This window comes from Kistimonas asteriae (assembly GCF_018263925.1).
Taxonomy (GTDB): domain Bacteria; phylum Pseudomonadota; class Gammaproteobacteria; order Pseudomonadales; family Endozoicomonadaceae; genus Kistimonas; species Kistimonas asteriae.
In genome coordinates this window covers 82,701-105,037 of the sequence record NZ_JAEVHF010000015.1, presented here as the reverse complement: position 1 = coordinate 105,037, position 22,337 = coordinate 82,701, and the positions used below count along the sequence as shown (strand labels likewise).

Below are 22,337 nucleotides of genomic sequence, written 5' to 3'. Positions count from 1 at the left end.
ATCATCTCCGAAACACCCCTGATGACACTACCCAATCAGCGAAGAGCGAACAGCTCTACCGCCACATCCCCCAATTGCTCATCCATATGCAAGGCAAGCGACTCTTCCTTCTGCAACATTTCCAGCCACAGGGGAGAACGGGTATCCAGCTCAAAATAGGCGGCATCCGTCTTGACCTTCAGCTCAACCGGCGGTACCGGCAATACCTGAAGCGGAATACCCGACAATGCATTACGCACCAGCTCTGCAATACGGCTGTTGCCACCGAGTTTGCACAACAGAGGGAACTGGCGGCTGATTTCCTGAGTCCCCATAGAAGCTGTCACAGACAGAATAAATCGGCTGGCAGAGTACAGGGAACGATCCTGGATACTGGTGCGCAGTAAACGCCGCCGGATCAACAATGAATCATCCCAGGGCAATTGCACGACAGCATCAACACGCACCTGTTGTAACTGGGTGCGTAATGTAGCGAACAAGCCTGAAAACAAGACGTACAACCTGTTCACCTGGAAGTTGTCCGGCTCATCCTGCAATCGGCCCTCCAGCGCACTAAAATCCCCCTGTATCACTAACAACCAACGATAGAGTTCTTCCGGATGTACCCGCCGGTCATTCAGCCATGACTGCAGTAACGGTAACCACCGACCCAGCGTTTGCAGCCATAAATGGTCCTCCATTAACGCCTGCGGGCTCTTGTTACTTTTGTCTGCACGGATTCGGTGTGAGATATCCCGGGCACGGGACAGCATCTGCGTATACAGGTCACTGACATGATCCACCAGGTAATCCGAGACACCAAAGTGCAGACACACCGGTATGAATGCCTTGTTTAATTCAACGACCCCATCCGGTTTACGTTCATGGACGCGGGCGACGGGAATCACGGTCAAATCCTGGATATCCTCACCTTCCAGCTTGAGCCGAATATTCAGTTCCGCCACATCAAGCTGAATGCTGTCACTGTCTTCACGACAGGCATCAAATGCCTGATAACTGATCAGATGATAGCGTCGGTTGTCCGACGTGTTATCCCCGACTTCGACACTGCCCGTCTTATAGACGGGCAGTACCAGATAGACCATTTTGTCACGGGTATCCTCCGGCACCTCCGTCGCCACGGCCGTTCTCAGGTTAAACGGTGTACCATCCGGAAACAGGCCACTGGCTTGCCTGACACCCACCTTTCCGATCGCCAGCAAATGTTCATCCAGTGCCAGATCCGTCAAACCATAACGCCCTGGCTGTAACTGTTCGAGATAGCGGCGGGCATAGTCTTCAAGATACCGCTCCTGCTGCTGGAAATGTTGCGGACAGAGAAACATCCCTTCACTCCAGACCACTTTTTTCCTGTCCATAGCTATGCCCTATACCCTGTCCAACCCATGCACAGAACCCTGCCCTGAAGCGTTCATTTCACTGTCGTGAGTCTGGCCGAGATATTCTCAATATCAAGGCGAACCCGGTTATCATGATCAGGCCGGAGAACAACAACACCTTTGTTCGTCGCATCCGGATAGTTGGCAAAGGCCACCATCACTGCCAGATACTGCGCCCCCTGAGCCAGGGGCAGTGTGACGGTCTCCTGACTGCCAGGCAGAACACTGCCCGGTAGCCGACGGTTCAGCAGACTGCCCTTCAAAACAGAGAGATCATCATCAAAGAGCAAAAGAAAGTCGGCCTGATCAAAAAAATCCCGGCGCGATAGCTGGTAGATACGCCATTCAACAGGTGTCGCCTGTTCCTGTGCGTTTGGATTGATCTGCTGTGAGACATGTACGTCAATGGTTACTGTCGGTTGATGATGCCCAAACCAGCCGCTGAAAAAGCTGCAACCGCCTAACAGGAACATCAGCCCCAGAGCCATCCTTACTGCAACGGGGTAACGATGCATTACCCTTTACCCTGCCAGCTCTGGCGCTGATACAGCTCATCAAAACAGCCTCGAAACTTCAACAAAAGTTCTCGGCTACTGACCGACTTGTGAAAATGCCGACAATACATCCGCCAATAGAACGCCTTTCTGCCCGGCCACCAGCGACTATGTGGTGCATATTCATCAAACGTTGCCGCCAACAGGGCTGGATCAAGTTCTTCAATCACCTGATTAAAGGCCGTTTCCAGGCAATCATAAAGATCGATGTCCCTCGCCCGGTTACGTTGTTCAAACCATTGCATCTGGCCAAGGACAAAGGCTAAATCCTGATGCTCGGCGCCTCTATGAGAGGTTGAACCCAGCATCCCACCATCAAACAACAACGGGGCAGGCTCATTGAATTCAGTCAGAGAACGCTTGCTGTCTGCCTCGCAGAAAGATGCTTCAGTTTCTGCAATAGCGTCACATTCCTCGTTCAGGTTCATCCCTGTTGACGGCGGCTGATGAGTATCAAATTCGGTGAAAGGGTCAGGCTCCAGCGAAGAACCGAGATCATCGTTCTGAAGGGTCGTATACCTGTCTGGCTGCCTATCAGCCCTTTCAGGCACTTCTGTGGTACGAGACTCTGGCGTTAGTACCTGCCGATTGTCCATCGTCTTACCCAGAGGATCATCAACGGCATCGCCAGCCGCCATTGCCCCAATGCGTTGAGAATCCTGAAGCGTCGATTGCCCGGGGCTGAAACAACTGACCTGAAGGCGGTATTCACCCACATCAATAATATCGCCATCGCTCAAAGGCTGGTGACAGTCACGCCCCAATGGTCGTGTACTGCCATTGACATAAAGACCATTCGTGCTCACATCGGTAATGCGATAACCCTGCTGATCTCTGCTGATAATCGCATGAGTACCCGAAACAATGCGTCGACTGTCTGATAGCTGCAGGGTAACACCCGGTACTCTCCCGATACTGCCTCCACCTTCGGGAAACGTCACACTCCAGTCCATCACGGATTCACCTTCCGGTGATGCGATAATTCTGATAACCAATCCCATACATCACGCCATTACCGGATGTTCAGAGAAACGCTGAGACTCTCATGAAGCAAACCGCTCACAGCGGCAATTATAGTCTCTGCATTCAACCACAGAGAGAATAGTTGACCTGGATAGGGTTGCTTTAGATTTCTCGCTTCATCTGCCGCTTCAATGGCAGGATCACCTTTCGGTCGACCTCGCCCTGCACCGGCATATAGGTATTGAGCCCGAGTTGAAACCCGTCTGTCAGCTGTAGCGGTGGCAGATAATCGTTATCAATCTCAAGTCGAAGGTGCACCTTGACCTGTTGACCAACAAACCGTTTTGCCAGTTCAAGAATGGCGTCAAACAAACCCTGATCCCGTATATGACGCAACGCACAGGGTTTATCCGCTACCATCCGTATGTCCAGATGAGCAAAAGGCACAGTGGCACTATGACCGATCAGGGCATCCCTCCCCAATTGCTGATTCTTTCCCCCTAATCCCAGCGATGTCAGGCTATGACCGGAGAGGGGTTCATAGCCCTGATCAGAGGGAATGACACGAAATTGCCAACCAAAATAGTCTTCCAGAATACCCGCCAAGGCATCCGGATTAGTAACGTGCATTCCCAACAATGCACCATACTGAAACAGGTGTGTTGACTTCAGGCAGCGCATGCCTGAAGTCCCGGCTATAGCGGAAAGATACTGATAAAGAGAACCAAGGGACTGATGGTATTGACATTCTGCGTTCTCAGCCAACTGCGCAAAGTCATACTTGTACCCCACCCGGTAGCTCAGTTGGTGACTGCGTTGATTGAAAATCTCCAGAAACGCAATCCCCGCGCCCTGCCCCTGCTCCAGCCAGAGACGCAACAGGTCATCCCAGAGATAACGGGGCATCACCCCCAGCGCGCCTCCCAGCGCTGCCTGATGCAGTGTCACCTGCCAATGGGTCCGGTTGGTGCGTTGCAGGCTGACAACCTCCATAGCTTTATAGCCTGCCAAAAGATCGGTTTTGTAGTGTATTTCGGATTCGGTAGCCAGACGGTTCTTCAACAGCAACCTGGCAATTTGACACGGTGAAAAGTGGCCAGGCGTATTGACCAGTGAATGGATCAGATCATGACCTTGCATCCTGCCCTCTTCGGAAAAACCTGGTAATGCTCCTCCATCCCATCCAGTTGAATGACCACCTGGGTAAAACTGTTGAAACCGGCAAAGCTCGCAAAAAAGCGATCCAGGAATCCCGTCAGCAGACAAATCCCTCCATCGACGGGGCGGATGTTTAGCGTGACCTGGATGCGCGTCCCCGTTACCAGACAACTTCGTCGATTGAGCCGGAAGGGTTCCACTACCTGACGGGCGTTCAGTCCGATGATCGCATCAATGTAGAACTGATTTTTTCGGCTGGCGCCAAAATTATACAGCGACAGTAATGAACGCAACGTGGCAGGCGGATCCTCCGCCTCAAACAGGGCGTTGAAGTTAAAGTGCAGATGCGCCAGTAACTGCCAAGGTGCTTCTTTTCGATCAAAGTTTCTTACGGGGACATGCGGCCGCTGTAATAATCGGACGGTACCCGACAGAGACAGGGTATCAAGGCTGGTCAGGGAAACAGCCGGGGGAAGATGGTTCACCCGTCGGCCATTACTGCACAACGTCTCCGCCATCCAGACAGACTCCTGCCGAATGGGTTCACTCCCCATATCCGCCACAGACACGGTAGAGAACAAGGTGCCGTCATCCTGTTGCGTTTGATGGAGGCACCAGCGCATGGAAGACTGTGTTGGGCGGTAATTTTCCCCAAACAATGGCGGAACATACCGGCTTTCCCCACCGGTCACATCCAGCATTCGCTCGATCGAAAACACCTCCAGACCGTCTTTGCCCGCCGCGTTCCCATCGAACGTTCCAGATTCACTGTCAGCAGAGGCACTGGTCATCATCACAGGATAGCGACGGCGCTTATGGTCAATGTTTATCGGTTCAGACGTCACTGGAAACAGGTTGACGGCAGGGATACAAAACAACCTGAAATTGTCTTCTGACAAAAGGCGAACAATATTGGCCGGTAAATCATCCAGAAACAGGACAATCTCCATCACCGATCCGGTGCCAGTAATATTCGAACAATCCAGCGTGACGGTATTGAACTTTTCCTGATACAGGAAAAGTTCACTCAAGAGACGAAAACCGGCAAAGGTTTTGGCATTGCAAGGCAACAGATTGCACTCATCTTCAAAGCCTGTTCCGTAAAGACTGGCCGGCGACAACCGATTAACGACATCGCCTAACGTCACCGTTATCTGCTGCAGGCCGTGGATCAGCGCATCATACAACTGCAAAACAAACTTACCTTCACCGCACAAGTGCACATCAAGAGAATCCAGTCCCAACTCATTCAGGTTAATGTCCGGGTCGTTCGCCTCAATAGTGAGGATAATGGCAGCGCGGGCCTCTTCCGCCCCCATGGGACGCTGACAGTCAAATGGCGCCAGCTGAGCTTCTGCACGTTTTATTTGAAAGGGGTAAACCGTCTGCTCACGGCAGGTCTGAAAGAGACAACGCTCATTATTTCGGGTTAACGCTTCAAACGTGGAATGACAGGGAATTTTCTGTGGTGCACCAAGATCCTCCTCCGGTTCACAGACCATCATAATCCACGCCGGAACCGGTCGGAGAAAATGCGGAAACAGCAGTTGCAGTAATTGATGGACCAGTTCCGGATAACGGTCATCCAGACGCTGCTGTAACCTCGCATTTAATAACGCCACACTTTCAGTCAGACGAATAAGATCCGGATCCTCAATACTCCCAACACTGATATCCAGATTCCGTGCCGCCTTGGGGTGTAACCGGGCAAAATCAGACGCCGTATGCCGGAGGAACACCAGCTCACGCTCAAAATAGCTTAACAGTGACTCAGGCACCTTAGCGTCCTCCCGGCGGGGCAAATCCTGATCGTCAAAACCCTTTCACTTCAAGGCGGGTATCAAATAATTCACCGTCATGCCCCATCGGGCGTTTCATGGACGACGTACCAAGGCTAGCTTCAATGTGGAGTTGAACCCGATTACTGGTTCGGTTGGCCTCAATGACCCCGACACGGATATGACTCAGGCGATATTCAAAGCGCTGGAGAAGATCACTGGCATCCTCGGCCAGTTGACGCCCCTGCCAGTCCGAGACACGTCGTGGAGGATCCACCAGCCCCAAACCGGCAATGGACGTCCTGAGAATTTCATTCTCTAGTACACGCCCCCAGACAGGGCATCGACTCGATAACAGTGTTATCAGGTGGTGAATAATTTCCGCCTGCAGAGCCTCATCACTCTCTTGCCGCTCGTGCTCAAAGCGTGCTGCCAACCCCATACCACGCTCCTGGCTAACGCCGTCAATATCTACATCGTATTCCCATCACTGTGACTTGCCCGACACCACATCGGTCGCAAGCTGGATATAGCTGTCAAGGTAATCATATTGATACTGTGGTAGCAGACTGATTTCACAGCGATAACGTGTTTGATCATCAGGATCTGCCGTCAACACCACGTTGGCCGCCTTCAGCGGGTATCGAGCCATGACGACATCCTCACCATAATCAACCTCGCTGACATAATCCTGTATCCAGTTCTGCAATAACTGGCGGCATTCATCGGCACTGTCCCAGCTACCCACGAGGTCGCGCGCCAGGACCTTGACGTAGTGCGCAAACCGGCAGGCCATCAGTGTCGTCTGAATCATGGTCTTGACCTGTTCATTGTGATGACAGTCTGCCCGGTAGACGGATTGGTTACTGAAAAAACCAAGCTGCCCACTCAGATAAATACTGCACAGAGGAATAAAACCCAACTCAGCCCAAAACGTATCCTGCTCGGCAGGCAAGTCTATGTCGGCAACCGGCGAAAAAAGGTAGTTTGGGATCCCTTGCCTGTTACTCCCGGTCTCGCCGGGATGGTTGACAATCGCCCCTGACACACCGGCTTCATCACAGCTCCGGAGAAAACCAAACCAGCTGATTCGATTAAATTCCCCCATCACATTCGCAACAAAGGCCCAAGACGCACTTCCCCATAACTCACCCTCATTATCCGCCGGTTCACTGAACACAAACCCGGGAAAACAGTCCTGCCAGCGAGTACGGAGTCGTATACCAGGCAATACCAAGCCCAGGAAACGAGCTGACTCAATCGTACGCAGTAATTGCCAGGACGCCATATCCTCACTGTCCAGTATTCTGCTAACCCGGGATCGATCATGCAGTATGCGCAACGGATCATCCCCAAAGAACTGCCGGTCTACCCCACTGACGACCGGGCACAGCGACCTGGCACCCAGGTCAGCCAGCAACTGGAGCGTATAAAGATCATCAAACCCTGTCGCGGATGAAGCCCCCGCTGATACCCGGTGATCCACCAGCAGCAGTCCAAAAGGTTCTCCACCTGCCGTATCCAGTTCACGGGAATACACTTTGCGAAACAGTCCGCTCCGCCGTATGTCAGAGGCAAGATTGAGATCCGCTGATAATTCTGCCCAGGTGCAATCCAGTAGTTTCAGGCGCTGGCCGCCTTTGCTGCCCTGGGCCAACACCGTACCCTCCAGGCTTCGCCAGGAGGCCTCCAGCGCCTGAAACTGTCCATGACGAACAACGAGCGTCAGCTGTTCACTGAGCACAGCATCCAGTTCAGCAATCAGGCAAGCAATGATGGCTCTTGCATGATCCTCGGAACCGAGATCGTCCTGACAGGCCTCACAGACAAACGCATTTCCAGTGGCAGGGTCAGCAGACGGCATGGGCGCAACTAATTAGGCATGTATTAACCGGGAATCCGCGCCACCATGCGCAGTGACGTTGTCAGCTCTTCCATCTGCAGCCAGGGCCGCATATAGGCGACGGCGGAATAGCAACCGGGCCGCCCCGTTTGCTCCTGCACGTTGATGGAGGCTTCACGCAGGGGATGCTTTGCCTTGGCCTCATTACCGATGGCATTGGGGTTAACGTACTGTCCAATCCATTCGTTCAGCTGTTTCTCGACATCCTCTGGCTCCATATGGGAACCAATGCGATCACGCCCGATCATTTTGAGATAGTGGGCAATGCGACTGCTGGCCATGATATAGGGTAAACGTGCTGAGATAGCGGCGTTGGATGTTGCGTCAGGGTCGGTGTAGGTTTTCGGTCGTTGAGCCGTTTGCCCGCCCATGAAAACGGCAAAATTCGTATTCTTGTAATGCACCAGTGGTAGAAAGCCGAGATCACTCAACTCTTTCTCCCGCTCATCCGTAAAATTGATTTCAGTCGGACTCCAGACCACCCGTTCTCCCGCAGGGGTCGTATAGCTGTACAAGGGCAGGTTCTCCACCTTGCCGCCGTTTTCCATCCCACGAACAGCCGTACACCAGCCAAACCGAGTAAATGCCTGGGTCAATAACAGGCCGTATTCATAGCAGGCATTACTCCAGACAAAGCTTTTTCCACTGTCCGGATGGCGATGGCCGTCAGCATCTGTGACAAATTCCTCAAACGCGAACGCCTTCACCGGTATCGTCTCAGCACCGTAGGGCAAGCGAGCCATGGTTCTCGGCAGAGTCAAGGCAACATAACGGGAGTCGTCACTGTCACGAAAGGCATTCCAGGCGCCATAAGCCGGCGCATCAAAACCTGCCGCAACGGGTTTGCCTTCGTAGAACGTCTCGAAACCGGCAAAATCGAACATGGAGGGACTGATAGCGGCAATAAACGGCGCATGCGCTGCTGCAGCAACTTCCCCCATGTAACGGAGCAGGGCGACATCTTCATCACCGTATGAAAAGGCATAATCGCCCAACAGGGCACCAAAGGGTTCCCCCCCTGCCGTACCGAATTCTTCCTGGTAAACCATGTTGAAGAAACGACTCCGGTCAATGGCTGGCGCATCCTCAAATTGTTCCAGCAGTTCATCCCGTGTGTAGTCGCTGATTCGAATTTTCAGGTCTGGCCCCAGCTCACTGTTCCTGATCAGTTTCTGCAATCCCCGCCAGCTCCCTTCCAGTTTCTGGAAAGCGGCTTCATGCAATACCGTCGACAGTTGCTCCGAAATTTTCGCATCAATGGCGGTAATGGCTTTTTCCATGGTGAGGGTCAGGTTCTTGTCCCACGTCACAGTGCCTTCCAGCGCCTGACGGGTCAGTTCCGCCATCAGCTCTTTGGTCGTGTTGGGTGACGTCTGACTGGTCGCACCAATGGCGCGATCCAGAATACTGACGGATTCTGTCGTGGTTTCCGCGCCCTGTTCCTGGACGTCTGCTTCAGTACTCATGAGGTTTCATCTCCGCTACCAGCATCATCGCCTGAAACATCCACACCCAGCTCAGCGGCGAGAGACTGAATAGACTCCGTATTCTGCAACACCTCTTTCAACAACCGTTCCAGGTCACGGGAGCGGTCAGCCTTACTCAGCAGCACTTTGAGCTGATTACGCGCCTCGACCAGTTTTTTCAGGGGTTCAATCTGTTCGACCAGGCTTTCAGGATGGAAGTCTTTCATCGCATTAAAGCGAAGGTTTACCTCAAACTGGGAATCGTCACCGGGATTGAGGCGATTATCGACCTTGAATGAGAGCCTCGGCCCAACCTGTCTCATGACACCGTCGAAATTATCCTTGTCAATCTGGATAAATTCCCGTTCTTCGAGATCCGTTTTTTCACTCGCCGGTTTGTGGCCGGAAAAATCACCGATCACCCCCACGACAAACGGCAGTTCACGGGTTTCAACCGCGCCGTTCGTCTCAACATCATAGGTAATACTGACGCGGTTTTTACGAACCCGCTTGTGCTGGGAGTGCAATGCCATGACAACTCACCTCGCTTCGGCGCTCGCTCAGAGCAAACACGATTGACCAACCACTATCACTGATCACATATCCGTTTATTTCTTGCCGGAAATGACTTTACCGGTCGCAAGGTCATACGACACAAGACCACCGGCCTCCAGCTTGCCTCCCGCCGATTCATGCCAGTGTTTCTGGTGCAACGCAATATAGGAAAAGGCCAGACTTTCATACGGCTCACCACCATCCGTGCCACTGACGTTATAGGTCACCAGCCGAGCCTTATCCATTTTGATCTGGAAATAGATTTCCGCCCCCTGGCCAGACCGGTGCGGTTTGGTAAACACCACTTCCACCACCTTGCCTTCATCGCCGGGCATATACAGAAACGACAGCAGCCCCTCAGAAGCGCCATCCACCTGTTTGGTCGTATTGACTTCACTCATGGCCACCATACCGGAATCCGCATTATTGGCATTACCGATATCCATGGTTACAGACCGGACGCCGCCCCAGTTAAATGACTTGACGGCAAACCATCCCTTACCGAGGTTTTCAAGTCCTTCAATGGTGGCAACACCCTGTACATCCAGACCGTCGACTCGCATATAAATACTGGCCATATCGAATACCTGTCAGAAACATCACATTCACATCAGTCCTGGTGCTACCAGGACAGACCACCGCTGCCATCAGTTGGCTCTACCGGTTTTTCTGTATTTTTTTCAGGCGATTGCTCTGACGACACATGACTGTCAACAACCTCTGGGGTTATCAGCGACTCGTTTTCCTGTTCCGCGGGGGACTCACTCATGCCCGCTTCCCTTTGCCCCCTCGTTTCCTCTACCGGGCTGGACACGGGGGCGACCGTCTCAGGCTCAGGTAGCGGCGCAAGCGCATCTAAATCCAGCCCAGTCTGAACAAAAATCTGCTGCTTCAAATTTTGATGCCCCAGCAGTAATTCATCCAATAACTCTGGCAAAGGGGTATAGCCCCAACGAATGGCTTTTTCCAGCAGGTAAGGCACAACACTATGCGGTTCTGTACGACGAAAATAATCAGCCAATTCCCGCAACTGCCGGAAAGCATGGTCTCGGGTGTAAGTTCCCGGCTCACCCAGTGACGTTTGTACGCTGTCCATTTTTTTGTCCGATGTCGTGATCTCCGGCACCTGTCCCTCATCGCCCCGTGGTGTTGACGCCTGATCAGGTATCTCAACTTGCTCTGGTGCTGCCACCGTAGCCGCTGGCAGGGTGATCCCTGTTATCACGGAAACAGCACGGGCATAACCTTCCAGTAAATCCGTCATGAAGCGAAACCCGGGAAACCGGATACCCAATGTATGCACCTGCGTCATCAGCGCCGTATCCAGTGCAGCCAGCACATTGAGTGACGACCGAATATTCGCCAGTCTTAACCGAGCAATGTCACGCTCCACCTCCTGATAAGAAGACACTTGCTGCTTCATGGCGGATAATTTGCCGGTACGCTCATCACTCAGATAGCGTGCATAGGTGATATCGCCAATCAGTGGTGTCAAACAGAGCGGCATATAGAGCAAGCCACTGCCTTCCGTCTCGCCGAGCAACGGAATCAAGGCATCCAGACGACAGCTGAATTGTGCTTTTGCGACTTCCTCTTCAGCCATCCCTGTCAGTTTTTCCTCCGGGAGTTGAGGAAAAAGCCGGTCACTAAACTGCTCAAACAAACCAGACAACAGCGACAACGCATTCGCCATACCTGACAGTGAGGGATCAAGCACGACCTGCGCAGCCACCAACCAGCCGACGAGTTCAATATCTTTGGATTGCGTGCCAAGTGCTTGAATAATCTGTTCAGCCAACTGTTGCCAGTTCTGCAGGCATTCATCCTGGCGGGTTTCAAGCTCAGCAGGATCCGGTTCCTGACTCAACTGGCGCAGTGCCGTCTGTGCAAGATTGAAACTATTTCTCAACGGACGAAACAAGCGACGATCTGATTTCAGAGACGTACCACACGGTGCCGCATCACTGATCGATTGCAATAACTGCTCGACCGAAACTTCATCAAGTACAACTGTTCCCGACACAAAGGCTTCCGCCACATGATTCAACGATCTATGTTTTATAGCTGTTTTACGCCCGATCGGCCGGTTGGATGCACAAAAACCTCTCGCGCGGCTCTGCCTCTTTTTACCCCATGCGCTATAGTTGAGGCTTGATCATTGCGTGCCATCGTACGTTCTGCCTGAGACATCACAGGAATCGAGATTGGCTATGCCTGGTGTTTACAGTGATGTTCGTCCTGTCTCTACACAGATAGACGGCATTGACGTCGTCATATCCGCACTGACTGTCTACGACACAGTCTCCGGCGCCTGTCGCCTTGAGGCGACACTGGAGTGCCCTTCCCGCCTGCCTTCAGACCTGTTGGGGCAGGACATTACGATCGTCTATCGGCCGGGATCCGGCAAACACCGTAAAGAGGCATGCCGCTATGTCACCACGATAGCTGGCCTGGAAGAACTGGATTATCACAGTCACAGCAAGATCTGGGTTTATCAGCTCTTTGGTGAACACTGGCTTGATCTGCTCCGTTTTCGCATGCAGTGCCGTGTATTCCAAAACAGCAACAGTCGGGCCATTATCAGCAAGGTGCTGGACGACGCAGGATTTCGTGGTGCCTATCGGTTCAATCTCAGCGGGCAGGCTCGCCAGCGAGAGTATTGCGTCCAATTTAATGAATCGGACGCTGACTTCACCCGTCGTTTAATTGCCGATGAAGGCTGGCACTTCCATCCAGTCGTGCAGGGCAATAGAGCCATGCTGCTGATCGGTGACACCAATCAAGCTTTTCCGAAATCGTCTGACTATGAACTGCCTTTTGTCCGGGAAAGCGGCCAAAGGCAGTTCGCGATTACCGAGTGGCGTGAAGTCAACCAGATCAACAGCACACGGGTATACCTCAGGGACTACAATGAAACCCTTGCGCAGCCCATTGATGGTGGCCACCACGACACCCGTCTCTGCCGTGGCAAGGGTATGCGATCACAGCTGGAGCGGTATCGCTATCCAGCGCATCGCGTTGAGCGTTCCCTGATGCGTTCGACTGGCCACCAGCTCACTGAAAGGCTGGATGGCCAGTTCCACTATTATCATGGCGCCTCGCATGTGACCTCTCTAGCCGTTGGCCAGCGCTTCAAACTGGCTGACCACCCGGAAGGTTGTATGAATGATGACTACCTCATTGTCAGCATTGAGCATCATTTACGTGCCACCGAAGCATTGCGGGAACAGGAATACCAATGTTGTTTCACCTGTATTCCCGCCAATATCCCTTACCACTGTGCCACCCAGCCGAAGCCCAACATTCAGGGCCTGCAAAGCGCCACGGTCACCGGACCGGCTAACACCCGCATTCATCACGACAAGCAGGGCCGCATCAAGGTGCTATTCCATTGGGATAGAACCGGGAAAAATGACGATACCAGCAGCTGCTGGCTGCGGGTTGCCCAGTCGCTGGCAGGCAATGAATTTGGCACGCAGTTTATTCCCCGTGTGGGGGATGAAGTGCTGGTCAGTTTTCTGGATGGCGATCCAGACCGTCCTGTGGTTCTCGCCTCTGTTTACAACGGGCGGCATGTACCACCGTATCCTGCGACAACACAGTTTGGCATTCGCACCCACTCAACACCGAACGGTAACACCAGCAACTGTAATGAACTGCGCTTTAACGATCACACCGGCAAGGAAGAACTCTGGGTACAGGCAGAACGGGACTGGAACAGCCTGGTCAAGAATGACTGGAACCAGACTATTAAGGGCAAGCAAACCACAACAGTCGAAAAAACCGCAGACTGGTTGTCATGGGAAGGTATGACGTGCAAGACAGAAGACGCATTAAACGTTGACGCAAAAAAAACCGCACACTTCAACAGTACCGATACGATGACACTGTCCAGCGACCAGACCATTCATGGAAAAGCCGGTGTGGACATAGCCCTGGAAGCCCCGTCGGCCATCACAGTGGATGGCAATACCGTGACAGTCACGGGAAAATCGTCCATTGAGCTGAAGGTCGGCGCCAGCAAGATTGTGGTTTCTCCTTCCAGCATATCGCTGTCTGCCCCCACCATTGAGATCAAAGCATCAGCCACTGCCACCCTGAAAGGCACGACCACGACCGTCCAGGGACAGGCAAAAGCCGACCTGAAAGGTCCCATCGTCAACGTCAGCGGGGATGCCATGACCAAAATCAGCGCCGGCGCCATGGTGCAGGTCCAGGGCGCCATTACCAAAATCAATTGACCATGGCTGCTTACCTGAAAATCCCCCATAGTCTGGCGGACGATATCCTCGATCGCTACCAGCCATCCGATAACGCGCTTGACTGTCGTGAGGATGGGCAGTCACCTGCGACCTTCATCGAAGCACTGGAGAATGCCGGTCATTACCCGGACCTCGTTATCTTCCTGGCCCATGCACTGCCCGTCCGGGAAGCCATCTGGTGGGCCTGCTGCTGCACAGAAAACCGTTCAGACTGGAATGAGGCAGAAACACAGGCTATTCAGGCTGCCTGCGCCTGGGTGACAGTGCCCGATGAAACGAACAGGCGCCATGCGGAAACCATGGCCAATGCCGCTGGCCTGGAAACAGCCCCCGGATGGGTGTCCCAGGCCGCGTTCTGGAGCGGTGGCAGCCTCACCGAAAAAGGACAACCTGCCGTACAACCGCCCCCCAATCTTTACGCGCATGCCGTTGCCGGCGCCATAAATCTCTGTGCGGTATTACCTGATGGTGCTGATGCAGAGCACCGTTATCCAGATTTTATCCGTATTGGCTTGAATATCGCATCAGGCGGCAATGGCCGTCTGCCCGATGAGGACCCTACATCATGAGACCTGCAGCCCGAGCTGGAGACATGCATGTCTGCCCCATGCAGACCCCCGCCGTTCCACCGATACCCCATGTCGGCGGCCCCTTACTCCCCATGCCCTGTACCGTATTAATTGGGAACTTACCGGCTGCAACGCTGGGACAACTGTGCGTCTGTGTAGGTCCACCGGATTCGGTGATCATGGGCAGTTGTACCGTGCTGATTAATAACAAACCAGCCGCACGCATGGGTGACCCTACAGCCCACGGAGGCACGATTGTCATGGGGATGCCGGCGGTACTGATCGGCGGTTAAGCTACAGCGGTGTCGTCATTACAAACACGCCAGACCGCTGGGCAAACGCGGGATGCTGCCGGGTATTTTGATCCGCTTCCCGCATTTTTGTCGCTTCCAGCGCCTGTTCTGACAGCTTGATTTTCTGCTCTTCCGACAGTGTTGGCTTATCCAGGCTGAACTGGCTGCGACCGGCAATATGGAGGTCCTCCACCTTACTGAAGTCATATTTGCCATACTGAACGCCAGGCTGCCTTAGAGTAGCCCTCTGCAGTGTTTCACGGTCTACCTCCACCTGGCCGAGCAATGCGGCGAGCTGTCCCTTGATAGTCCCGTAATTGGCCCAGGAGGCAATATACTCATGACGACGATCCGCTTCCGCCAGTAATCCCGGGTGTGCGGATGCCAGCTGGACAATGACATGGCGATAGATGTTGTCATAACACACCAGGTGCAGACCGACCGGATTCAATCCCATACTGAAATCGACACCACCACCGATGGCCGCTGTCGCCGAGGCTGCGGACTGGAATTTAAAGCCTTCATAGCGGCTGAATGCAACACAGACATTGGCACTGGCGCCAACCCCTAATCGACCTTCCCCCGTAAACGAACAACTGGCGACACTGACCCCCTTGTGCTTGATTTTCACCTCCTGAGTGAAGCTGCCCTTGAGCCCAACAAAGGCACTGGCATTCAAATCCAGGTTGACGCCGTCCAGGTTCGCGGTTAGCTTGCCGCTGCCAGAGGCCAGCGCACCCGCCAGTCCCTCAAACTCCAGTTTGCTTTCAACAATGTCCTTGTAGGCAAGCGCGACGGTACCCGATACCATCAATCCGACTTTCACTTCCGCTTCAGCCGACAATTCGGCCCCGGGCGCCGGTTTATAGTCCTCCGCCTTGCCAATCGCAGACTTGATGCTCTCTCCTACGTTTTCCCCCTTAACAATGGATTTCGCGGCTTCCTTTGCCTTACCCGTATAGAATTCCTTTTTCGTCAGTTCCATCGGGTTAAAGCCGGTATTGCCAATACTCCCCTTTGCCCCAAGCTTGATACCGGCCAGCGCCTGGAGTCGTGCCTTGGCTTCACCGGTCAAGACACCTTTCAGATTAATCTGGTACTCATACTCAACGGTTTTTTGGATATGAGCCTCCAGACCGGCACTGAAACTGGCGGTCTGCTCATCACGGGTTGGTGCTGTTCGGGAAAAATTCGTATCCAGCTTAACGGTGTGGTACCAGACCGGGCGAGTCACCCGGTTAAAATAATCATTCGCCACCTGTTGGGCCGAGGCCTGCAGCAACGTCATCCGTGCTCTGACCAGGGGCGAGTAAAGATCGAACCTCTCGTTATCACCATGCTTCCAGTATTTGAGCAGGTCCAGTTTATTGCGTAGCGCGGCTTCCGTTCTTCCATTCATCAATAACCTTTCGATGCGCTGCGGCATGACATCGGTCGGCTGGTAGATCGCCATATTCTCACGAAAATGTCGGGAACCGATGGCCGCAATGGCGGCATATTCCGGTGTCCCCAGAAGCAATGAAGGATTGGTACTGTTGTATTTCGTTTCGCAAAAGGTGTACACCATATCCAGCGCCTGTTGAAAGTGCTGGATGCGGGTTTCCTTGCGGTAGCGCCAACTGGCCAGCGCTCGAACCCACTCATTCAGTTTGGCCCGGTAAGCCGGCAGGGGTAACGCCAACCACTCGTTCTGGAACTGCATGGCATAATCTCCAGACAATAAGAACACAATTTCAAGCAGAACATATTGAAAGGCAGTTGTTCTATATAGTACGGAGTCAGAATCAGCCGCTAATCCTCTAATGCTTTTTTTATCCAATCTTCCAGATATTCAATAAATGCTTTTACCTGTCTGGGTTGATACTTACGACTGGGATAGATTATTTGCAGACCAATAGTGTCAATATCATTAGGGTTAAAATCTCTGATTTTTCCCTCCAGTACCGGGATGAGTTTTCCCATTTTGATGTCACGCATGACGTCGACATACGATTTCAAAGCAATCCCACAGCCATCCAGCGCCCACTGCCGAATCATCTCACCATCGGAACATACCATCGCAGGCTGAACCTTGAGGGAAAAGTCTGTTTCATCATGAAAAAACCATTCATTGAGCAACTGCCCCATACGCTCCATTACCAGACAACGGTGATTCAACAAATCCGAAGGATGCTCTGGTAAACCGCAACGGGACAGGTAGTCTGGTGATGCACATAACACACGATAATTATCAATCAATGGTTTCGCGATCAGGTTACTGTCAGGCAGGTTGCCAAAACGAATGGCAAGATCCAGCCTGTCTTCAACCAGCTTGACCAACCCATCGGTTAAATACAAACAAGGCGTCACATCAGGATGCAGCTTCACAAAATCAGCCACGGCAGGAGCAACATAATGCCTGCCAAAATCCGATGCTGCCGTAATACGTAATGACCCCGTCAGCTGATCATCAGTTCCCTTAAGACTTGCTTCTATAGCGGCCATTTCCTCCACTATGCGTAAACAACCCTGATAAAAACGTTCGCCTTCTTCCGTCAGGGCAATACTGCGGGTGTTTCGACTGAGCAGCCGAGTCTGATAGCGTAGTTCAAGCTTGTTAATCCGTGCGGTCATGCTGGCAGGGGACAAACCCAACTTACGTCCTGCAGCGGCGAGTCCATCGGACTTGACCACCTGTACAAACAAGGCCATATCATCAATCTGCGCCATATTATTCACTATTTCTGAATGAAACCTTCACCAAACCATCAATTATAAAACGCTCAACAACATCTCATACTGATAAAAACCACTTGCAGGAAATGCTGGTTGGCTATGGATCTTGGTTTAATGCGCATTATTCAGTGTTTGATCAGAATGAAAGCCAATAGATATTCCCAGCTATACCTGTGAGTCCAAGCAATAGAGCTAGTTTTCATTGGGCTCTATGGATCATTACTGTCAAGCATCGAGTAGAACAATGCCTAGCGATCTATTAATGCGGCCTGCCCGAGTGGGGTCACTCTCACTTCCCAATCGTGTGATCATGGCGACTATGACCCGTTCCCGTACCCAGCAGCCGGGTGATATACCAACCGCGCTAATGGCAACCTATTACGCCCAACGGGCCAGTGCAGGACTGATTGTCAGTGAAGCCACCCAGATATCGCCGCAGGGCAAAGGTTATTCGTTCACTCCTGGTATTTATTCCCAGGAACAGATTGAAGGATGGAAGCTTACGACCAAGGCTGTACATCAGGCAGGCGGCAGAATCTTTATGCAACTCTGGCATGTAGGACGTATGTCACACTCCTCTTTTCATGCTGATGGTCAGACCGTCGCTCCCTCAGCCCTGGCGCCCGATGCCCAGGTATGGATGGTGGGAGAAGACGGTATCGGACGCATGGTAGACTGCCCTACACCTCGCGCGTTATCCGTTGATGAGATCCAGAGTATTGTTCAGGATTACCGACAGGCTGCGCTGAATGCCGTGGAAGCGGGCTTCGACGGGGTTGAGATTCATGCGGGTAACGGCTATCTGATTGATCAGTTCCTACGCCGGACCTCAAACAAACGAACAGATATCTATGGGGGTTCGGCTGAAAACCGTATTCGTTTTGCGAGTGAAATTGTCAAGACTGTCAGTGATGCCATCGGATCCAAAAAAGTGGGTATCCGACTTGCTCCATTCATTACACAACGCGGGATGGACGACAGTGAAGCCATCACTACCATACTACTGGCTGCAAAACAGTTTAACCGGGCAGGTATTGCCTATATTCACCTGGCAGAAGCTGACTGGGACGATGCACCGGTTGTTACAACAACCTTCAGGGAAACACTCCGTACATACTTTGATGGCAGCATTATTGTAGCCGGTAATTATAACAAAGCTTCAGGTCTTGACCTGATTCAGAAAGGCTTGGTCGATTGCATCGCATTCGGCCGTAAATTCATTGCCAACCCAGACCTGCCTTACCGGTTGTCACATGACTTGCCCCTCCATGGCATCACCGATCCGACAACCTTGTTTGGGGGTAATGAGCAAGGCTACACCGACTATCCTGTCTACTCAAAAAGCGCCTAGGCCGTGCCTATATAAGACAACACTCACCAACATCAGCAATACGATGTCGATTAGTAAAAATCGTCATTTATAGCGTTAGCCGCCTAATTCACAGGGCGTGAACACGCTTATACACATTTTTATCATGCGCTTTCTATAGGAGGCGCATTTCCATAATGCACGGTTCAATTATTCATATATTTCAAAATATCATTTTATTTTTGCAGTTATTGTTTGATAGAACCACCCCCTCTATTGTTTCTGGCAAGTCAAAATTGGAGAAATGTCATGTCAGAACAACACAAACTTAAGTACCTGGTGGTTGGTGGTACATCAGGCATAGGAAAAGCGATTACTAAAGCACTGGAAGCTCGCGGCGCATCGGTCACCGCTGCCAGTCGTGCTACAGGACTCAACATCACTGACAGTTCAAGCATTACACATTATCTGGAAGCCTTTGGTCCATTTGACCACCTGGTCATTACAGCGGGCTCATCGGCCCCCTCAGGATTTGTCAGCGAAGTTGCGCTGTCTCGTGCCAAAAGTGCTTTTGACACAAAATTCTGGGGCAGTATCGCAATCGCCAGAGAGTCAACAAAATATCTCCGTCCGGGTGGCTCGATAACCTTTACATCAGGCTTCCTATCACGTCGGACTGTCGCAGGCACCTACGTCAAAACAGCAATGAATGCAGCCATTGAGGGTGCTGCAAAAGTTCTTGCCAAAGAATTATCCCCAATACGCGTCAATACCGTAAGCCCGGGATTAACCAACACTGAAGCCTATGCAGAAATGGATAGCGATGCTCGTCAGACCATGTTCTCCAATGCTGCACAGACACTACCAGCAGGCAAGGTAGGCAGCCCTGAAGAGCTGGCTCAAGGCTATTTGTTCGCCATGGACAATGCATTCATGACCGGAACCGTCATTGATCTGGACGGCGGTGCATTAATCAATTAATCATTTATGGAATAAGGTATTTCATGTCTCGTTCACAACAGATGCCGTTGCAGGTATGGATATTAACCCTCTCAGCCTTTGCGATTGGCACCGCAGAATTTGTCATTGCCGGCATATTAACCGACGTGGCAGACAGCCTCTCAATTACTGCCGGCCAAGCCGGTAACCTGATCACAGCCTACGCCATGGCCATTGTCATCGGTGGTCCCATTCTATCGTTATGGCTCGCACGTTTTGAAAAACGTAATGTACTGCTCGGCTTAATGGGGTTATTTATTGCCGGCAACCTGCTGGCGGCATTCAGTTCCAACTATGCCATGCTCATGGTTAGTCGTATCGTGTCCGGTTTAACCCAGGGTCCTTTTTACGGTATCGGTGCCGTTGTCGCCACACGCCTGGTGGATGACACCCTTGCGGGGCGAGCCGTCGGCCAGATGTTTGCGGGCCTGACGCTGGCCAATGTCCTCGGAGTCCCAGCCGGCGCCTTTATCGGCCATCAGTTTGGCTGGAACACCACATTCATTATCGTGGCAATGCTCGGCGTGCTCGCAACCTTTGCAATGTGGCTTGCGATTCCACGACAGCCACGACCTGAGACTCACGCCGACATACGTAGCCAACTGACCCTTTTCAGGGACAAAAACCTTCTGGCAAGCCTGGCGATCACAGTATTGGGCTGGGTCGGGTTCATGACATTCTACGGCTATGTAGCGCCTGTCGCAGAACAGGTCGCCGGGTATGATCGCTCATCATTGACCTGGCTGCTGGTGCTGATAGGTTTCGGCCTCGTACTGGGTAACAGCCTGGGGGGTAAATCTGCTGACACGAATCTCAGCCAGGCCCTGAAAGGCTGGCCTGCGGCAATGATCCTGTCACTCCTTGTACTGGGCGTTGTATCGCCGATCCAATGGGCATTCCCCATCGCCGCCTTTGTGTTTGGTGTTGTCTCATTCGCCAATGTGCCACCGATGCAAATGCGTGTCATGAAATACGGTCAGGCAGCACCAGAACTGGCCGCGACGGCCAATATTTCTGCCTTTAATCTGGCCAATGCACTGGGAGGTATTATTGGTGGCGTCGTGGTCGACAGCACACTGGGAGCAGCGTTTATTCCCTACGCTGCGGCACTGATCCCTACCCTGGGTCTTATGTTTATATTTATGCAGGAACGTAAAAGCGGCCGATCCGTCACGCAGACAGCATCTGCGACACACTGAGAGAACAGTACCCTATTTATGGTGAATAGCCATCTTATAGCAAGCCCCTGTGCGCTACCCTAGTCAGCACTTGATTCAACGTACCGCATTCTGAGTTCCGTGAAGGTCTCAGAATGCCTCGTTAGCACTGAATCAACCCATCAACAAAAATCGGTTATCGCATATTTGGCAGCATATTGCTCAAGCTGCTGCAGATATCTGGCTTTACGCGCGTCTGGTAACCACGCAATCTCAAAAGCATTCGTCATCAACTGCTTGATCTCTTCTTTTGTGAAACCGGCTTCATCAATCAACGCCATTAAATTCTCATTGATATAAGCACGAAAATAGGCTGGATCATCAGAATTAACCGTAACCTTTATCCCTTTGCGCAACATGGTTCTGATTGCATCACTGGTCAATGATTGCACGACAAACCGATTTGACACCGGACAAATCGTTAAGCCAATCCCGCGTTCAACGAGTGCATTGCAAAGTTGCTCGTCTTCCAGGCAATTTAATCCATGATCAATTCGATCGACCTTGATCAGATCCAGACATTCCCGGATATGGTCGAGTGTATTCATCTGATTGACATCGCAGTGCATCGTTAACTTATATCCCTGAGCATGCGCATCCGCAAAGACCGTTACAAATTTCGATGGCGGGTTGTTTTTTTCATCCGAATCCAATCCAACGCCCACAATCCACTCTCGGAATGGCACACTCATCGCCAGGTGTTCAGCGGCACTTTCTGCGCTCTGATCCCGGAGAAAACACAAGATCAGATTGGATTCAAGACCTAACACCGCTCTTGCCTCGCATTGCGCCCGGTGAATGCCGTTCATCATCACCTCAAAAGGAATACCACGCACAGTGTGAGCCTGGGGATCAAAAAATGCTTCAACATAGACAACCCCGTCGGAGGCTGCCCGTTGAAAATAGCGGAATGCCAGCTCAAAAAAATCCAACTCGGTGACAAGGACGCGTATCCCCGAATAATAAACCTTGAGGAAAGAGGGTAAATCACAGAAATCATAGGATCGAATCAACGCTTCCGGCGTTTTGTGCTCTAGAGGAATACCGTTCCGCTGCGCTAATGCAAGGCAATGCTCAGGTTCCAGCGTCCCTTCCAGATGCACATGCAGTTCTGCTTTGGGTAAGCCAGCAATGAATTCATGCATAAACAATCACTCTACGACGCGCTTAGTGAACGAAATCAGTGCGAATGCCACTCATACAGTGGTCATGATACA

At 52.1% G+C, this 22,337-nt stretch carries 20 protein-coding genes; 6 read left to right on the top strand and 14 right to left on the bottom strand.

Annotated features, from left to right (window positions below):
* Window positions 1–35: 35 nt before the first annotated feature.
* The 11 genes from tssK to KHS78_RS16560 form a co-directional block, all read right to left on the bottom strand.
* Window positions 36–1,358, bottom strand: coding sequence for a type VI secretion system baseplate subunit TssK (gene tssK / locus KHS78_RS16610; protein ID WP_211829610.1), 1,323 nt, complete (start codon window positions 1,356–1,358; stop codon window positions 36–38).
* Window positions 1,359–1,411: 53 nt separating this feature from the next.
* On the bottom strand, window positions 1,412–1,894 hold the full coding sequence (gene tssJ, locus KHS78_RS16605; RefSeq protein WP_211829609.1) for a type VI secretion system lipoprotein TssJ: 483 nt from the start codon (window positions 1,892–1,894) through the stop codon (window positions 1,412–1,414).
* Entirely contained in the window at window positions 1,894–2,934 is a 1,041-nt protein-coding gene (locus KHS78_RS16600) for a type VI secretion system-associated FHA domain protein (protein ID WP_211829606.1), read from the bottom strand. Before KHS78_RS16600 ends, tssJ begins: the two co-directional genes overlap by 1 nt.
* Before the next feature lie 124 nt (window positions 2,935–3,058).
* Window positions 3,059–4,036, bottom strand: a complete 978-nt coding sequence (locus KHS78_RS16595) for a type VI secretion system baseplate subunit TssG (RefSeq protein WP_211829605.1) — start codon at window positions 4,034–4,036, stop codon at window positions 3,059–3,061.
* Window positions 4,018–5,832 carry a type VI secretion system baseplate subunit TssF gene (gene tssF, locus KHS78_RS16590; protein WP_211829604.1) on the bottom strand — a complete coding sequence of 605 codons (1,815 nt, stop codon included), beginning with the start codon at window positions 5,830–5,832 and terminating at the stop codon, window positions 4,018–4,020. Before tssF ends, KHS78_RS16595 begins: the two co-directional genes overlap by 19 nt.
* A gap of 34 nt (window positions 5,833–5,866) precedes the next feature.
* Entirely contained in the window at window positions 5,867–6,274 is a 408-nt protein-coding gene (locus KHS78_RS16585) for a GPW/gp25 family protein (RefSeq protein ID WP_211829603.1), read from the bottom strand.
* Window positions 6,275–6,319: 45 nt separating this feature from the next.
* Window positions 6,320–7,696 carry a type VI secretion system contractile sheath domain-containing protein gene (locus tag KHS78_RS16580; protein WP_211829602.1) on the bottom strand — a complete coding sequence of 459 codons (1,377 nt, stop codon included), beginning with the start codon at window positions 7,694–7,696 and terminating at the stop codon, window positions 6,320–6,322.
* 23 nt (window positions 7,697–7,719) lie between these two features.
* Window positions 7,720–9,201 carry a type VI secretion system contractile sheath large subunit gene (gene tssC, locus KHS78_RS16575; RefSeq protein ID WP_211829601.1) on the bottom strand — a complete coding sequence of 494 codons (1,482 nt, stop codon included), beginning with the start codon at window positions 9,199–9,201 and terminating at the stop codon, window positions 7,720–7,722.
* Window positions 9,198–9,734 (bottom strand): type VI secretion system contractile sheath small subunit, encoded by a 537-nt coding sequence (gene tssB / locus KHS78_RS16570; RefSeq protein ID WP_211829600.1) that lies wholly within the window; start codon window positions 9,732–9,734, stop codon window positions 9,198–9,200. The genes tssC and tssB overlap by 4 nt, the downstream gene beginning before the upstream one ends.
* 75 nt (window positions 9,735–9,809) lie before the next feature.
* Window positions 9,810–10,334 (bottom strand): Hcp family type VI secretion system effector, encoded by a 525-nt coding sequence (locus KHS78_RS16565; protein WP_211829598.1) that lies wholly within the window; start codon window positions 10,332–10,334, stop codon window positions 9,810–9,812.
* 44 nt (window positions 10,335–10,378) lie between these two features.
* Window positions 10,379–11,779: a type VI secretion system protein TssA gene (locus KHS78_RS16560; RefSeq protein ID WP_211829597.1), complete on the bottom strand. Its 1,401-nt coding sequence runs from the start codon at window positions 11,777–11,779 to the stop codon at window positions 10,379–10,381.
* Between the two features lie 187 nt (window positions 11,780–11,966).
* Here KHS78_RS16560 and KHS78_RS16555 point away from each other — a divergent pair, with 187 nt between their 5' ends.
* The 3 genes from KHS78_RS16555 to KHS78_RS16545 are packed head-to-tail and all read left to right on the top strand — an operon-like array spanning window position 11,967 to window position 14,880.
* Entirely contained in the window at window positions 11,967–13,997 is a 2,031-nt protein-coding gene (locus tag KHS78_RS16555; RefSeq protein WP_211829596.1) for a type VI secretion system Vgr family protein, read from the top strand.
* A gap of 2 nt (window positions 13,998–13,999) precedes the next feature.
* The gene (locus tag KHS78_RS16550) at window positions 14,000–14,587 is read left to right on the top strand and encodes a DUF6931 family protein (protein WP_211829595.1); all 588 of its coding nucleotides are present in this window, start codon (window positions 14,000–14,002) and stop codon (window positions 14,585–14,587) included.
* Window positions 14,584–14,880, top strand: a complete 297-nt coding sequence (locus KHS78_RS16545) for a PAAR domain-containing protein (protein ID WP_211829594.1) — start codon at window positions 14,584–14,586, stop codon at window positions 14,878–14,880. Before KHS78_RS16550 ends, KHS78_RS16545 begins: the two co-directional genes overlap by 4 nt.
* Before the next feature lies 1 nt (window position 14,881).
* Here KHS78_RS16545 and KHS78_RS16540 read toward each other — a convergent pair whose 3' ends face one another.
* The gene (locus KHS78_RS16540) at window positions 14,882–16,582 is read right to left on the bottom strand and encodes a hypothetical protein (RefSeq protein ID WP_211829593.1); all 1,701 of its coding nucleotides are present in this window, start codon (window positions 16,580–16,582) and stop codon (window positions 14,882–14,884) included.
* Window positions 16,583–16,671: 89 nt separating this feature from the next.
* Window positions 16,672–17,589, bottom strand: coding sequence for a LysR family transcriptional regulator (locus KHS78_RS16535; protein ID WP_211829591.1), 918 nt, complete (start codon window positions 17,587–17,589; stop codon window positions 16,672–16,674).
* Between the two features lie 217 nt (window positions 17,590–17,806).
* Between KHS78_RS16535 and KHS78_RS16530 the strand changes: the two genes are divergently transcribed.
* The 3 genes from KHS78_RS16530 to KHS78_RS16520 all read left to right on the top strand — a co-directional run bounded on the left by KHS78_RS16530 (window position 17,807) and on the right by KHS78_RS16520 (window position 21,102).
* On the top strand, window positions 17,807–18,946 hold the full coding sequence (locus tag KHS78_RS16530; RefSeq protein ID WP_343216929.1) for an alkene reductase: 1,140 nt from the start codon (window positions 17,807–17,809) through the stop codon (window positions 18,944–18,946).
* 267 nt (window positions 18,947–19,213) lie between these two features.
* A complete protein-coding gene (locus KHS78_RS16525) occupies window positions 19,214–19,885 on the top strand; it encodes an SDR family oxidoreductase (protein ID WP_211829588.1) in 672 nt (223 codons plus the stop codon).
* 23 nt (window positions 19,886–19,908) lie between these two features.
* Complete coding sequence (locus KHS78_RS16520) at window positions 19,909–21,102, top strand: MFS transporter (protein ID WP_211829587.1); 1,194 nt, start codon at window positions 19,909–19,911, stop codon at window positions 21,100–21,102.
* A gap of 140 nt (window positions 21,103–21,242) precedes the next feature.
* On the opposite strand, the gene add is transcribed toward KHS78_RS16520, so the two are convergent.
* Window positions 21,243–22,265, bottom strand: a complete 1,023-nt coding sequence (gene add / locus KHS78_RS16515; protein WP_211829586.1) for an adenosine deaminase — start codon at window positions 22,263–22,265, stop codon at window positions 21,243–21,245.
* Between the last annotated feature and the right edge of the window lie 72 nt (window positions 22,266–22,337).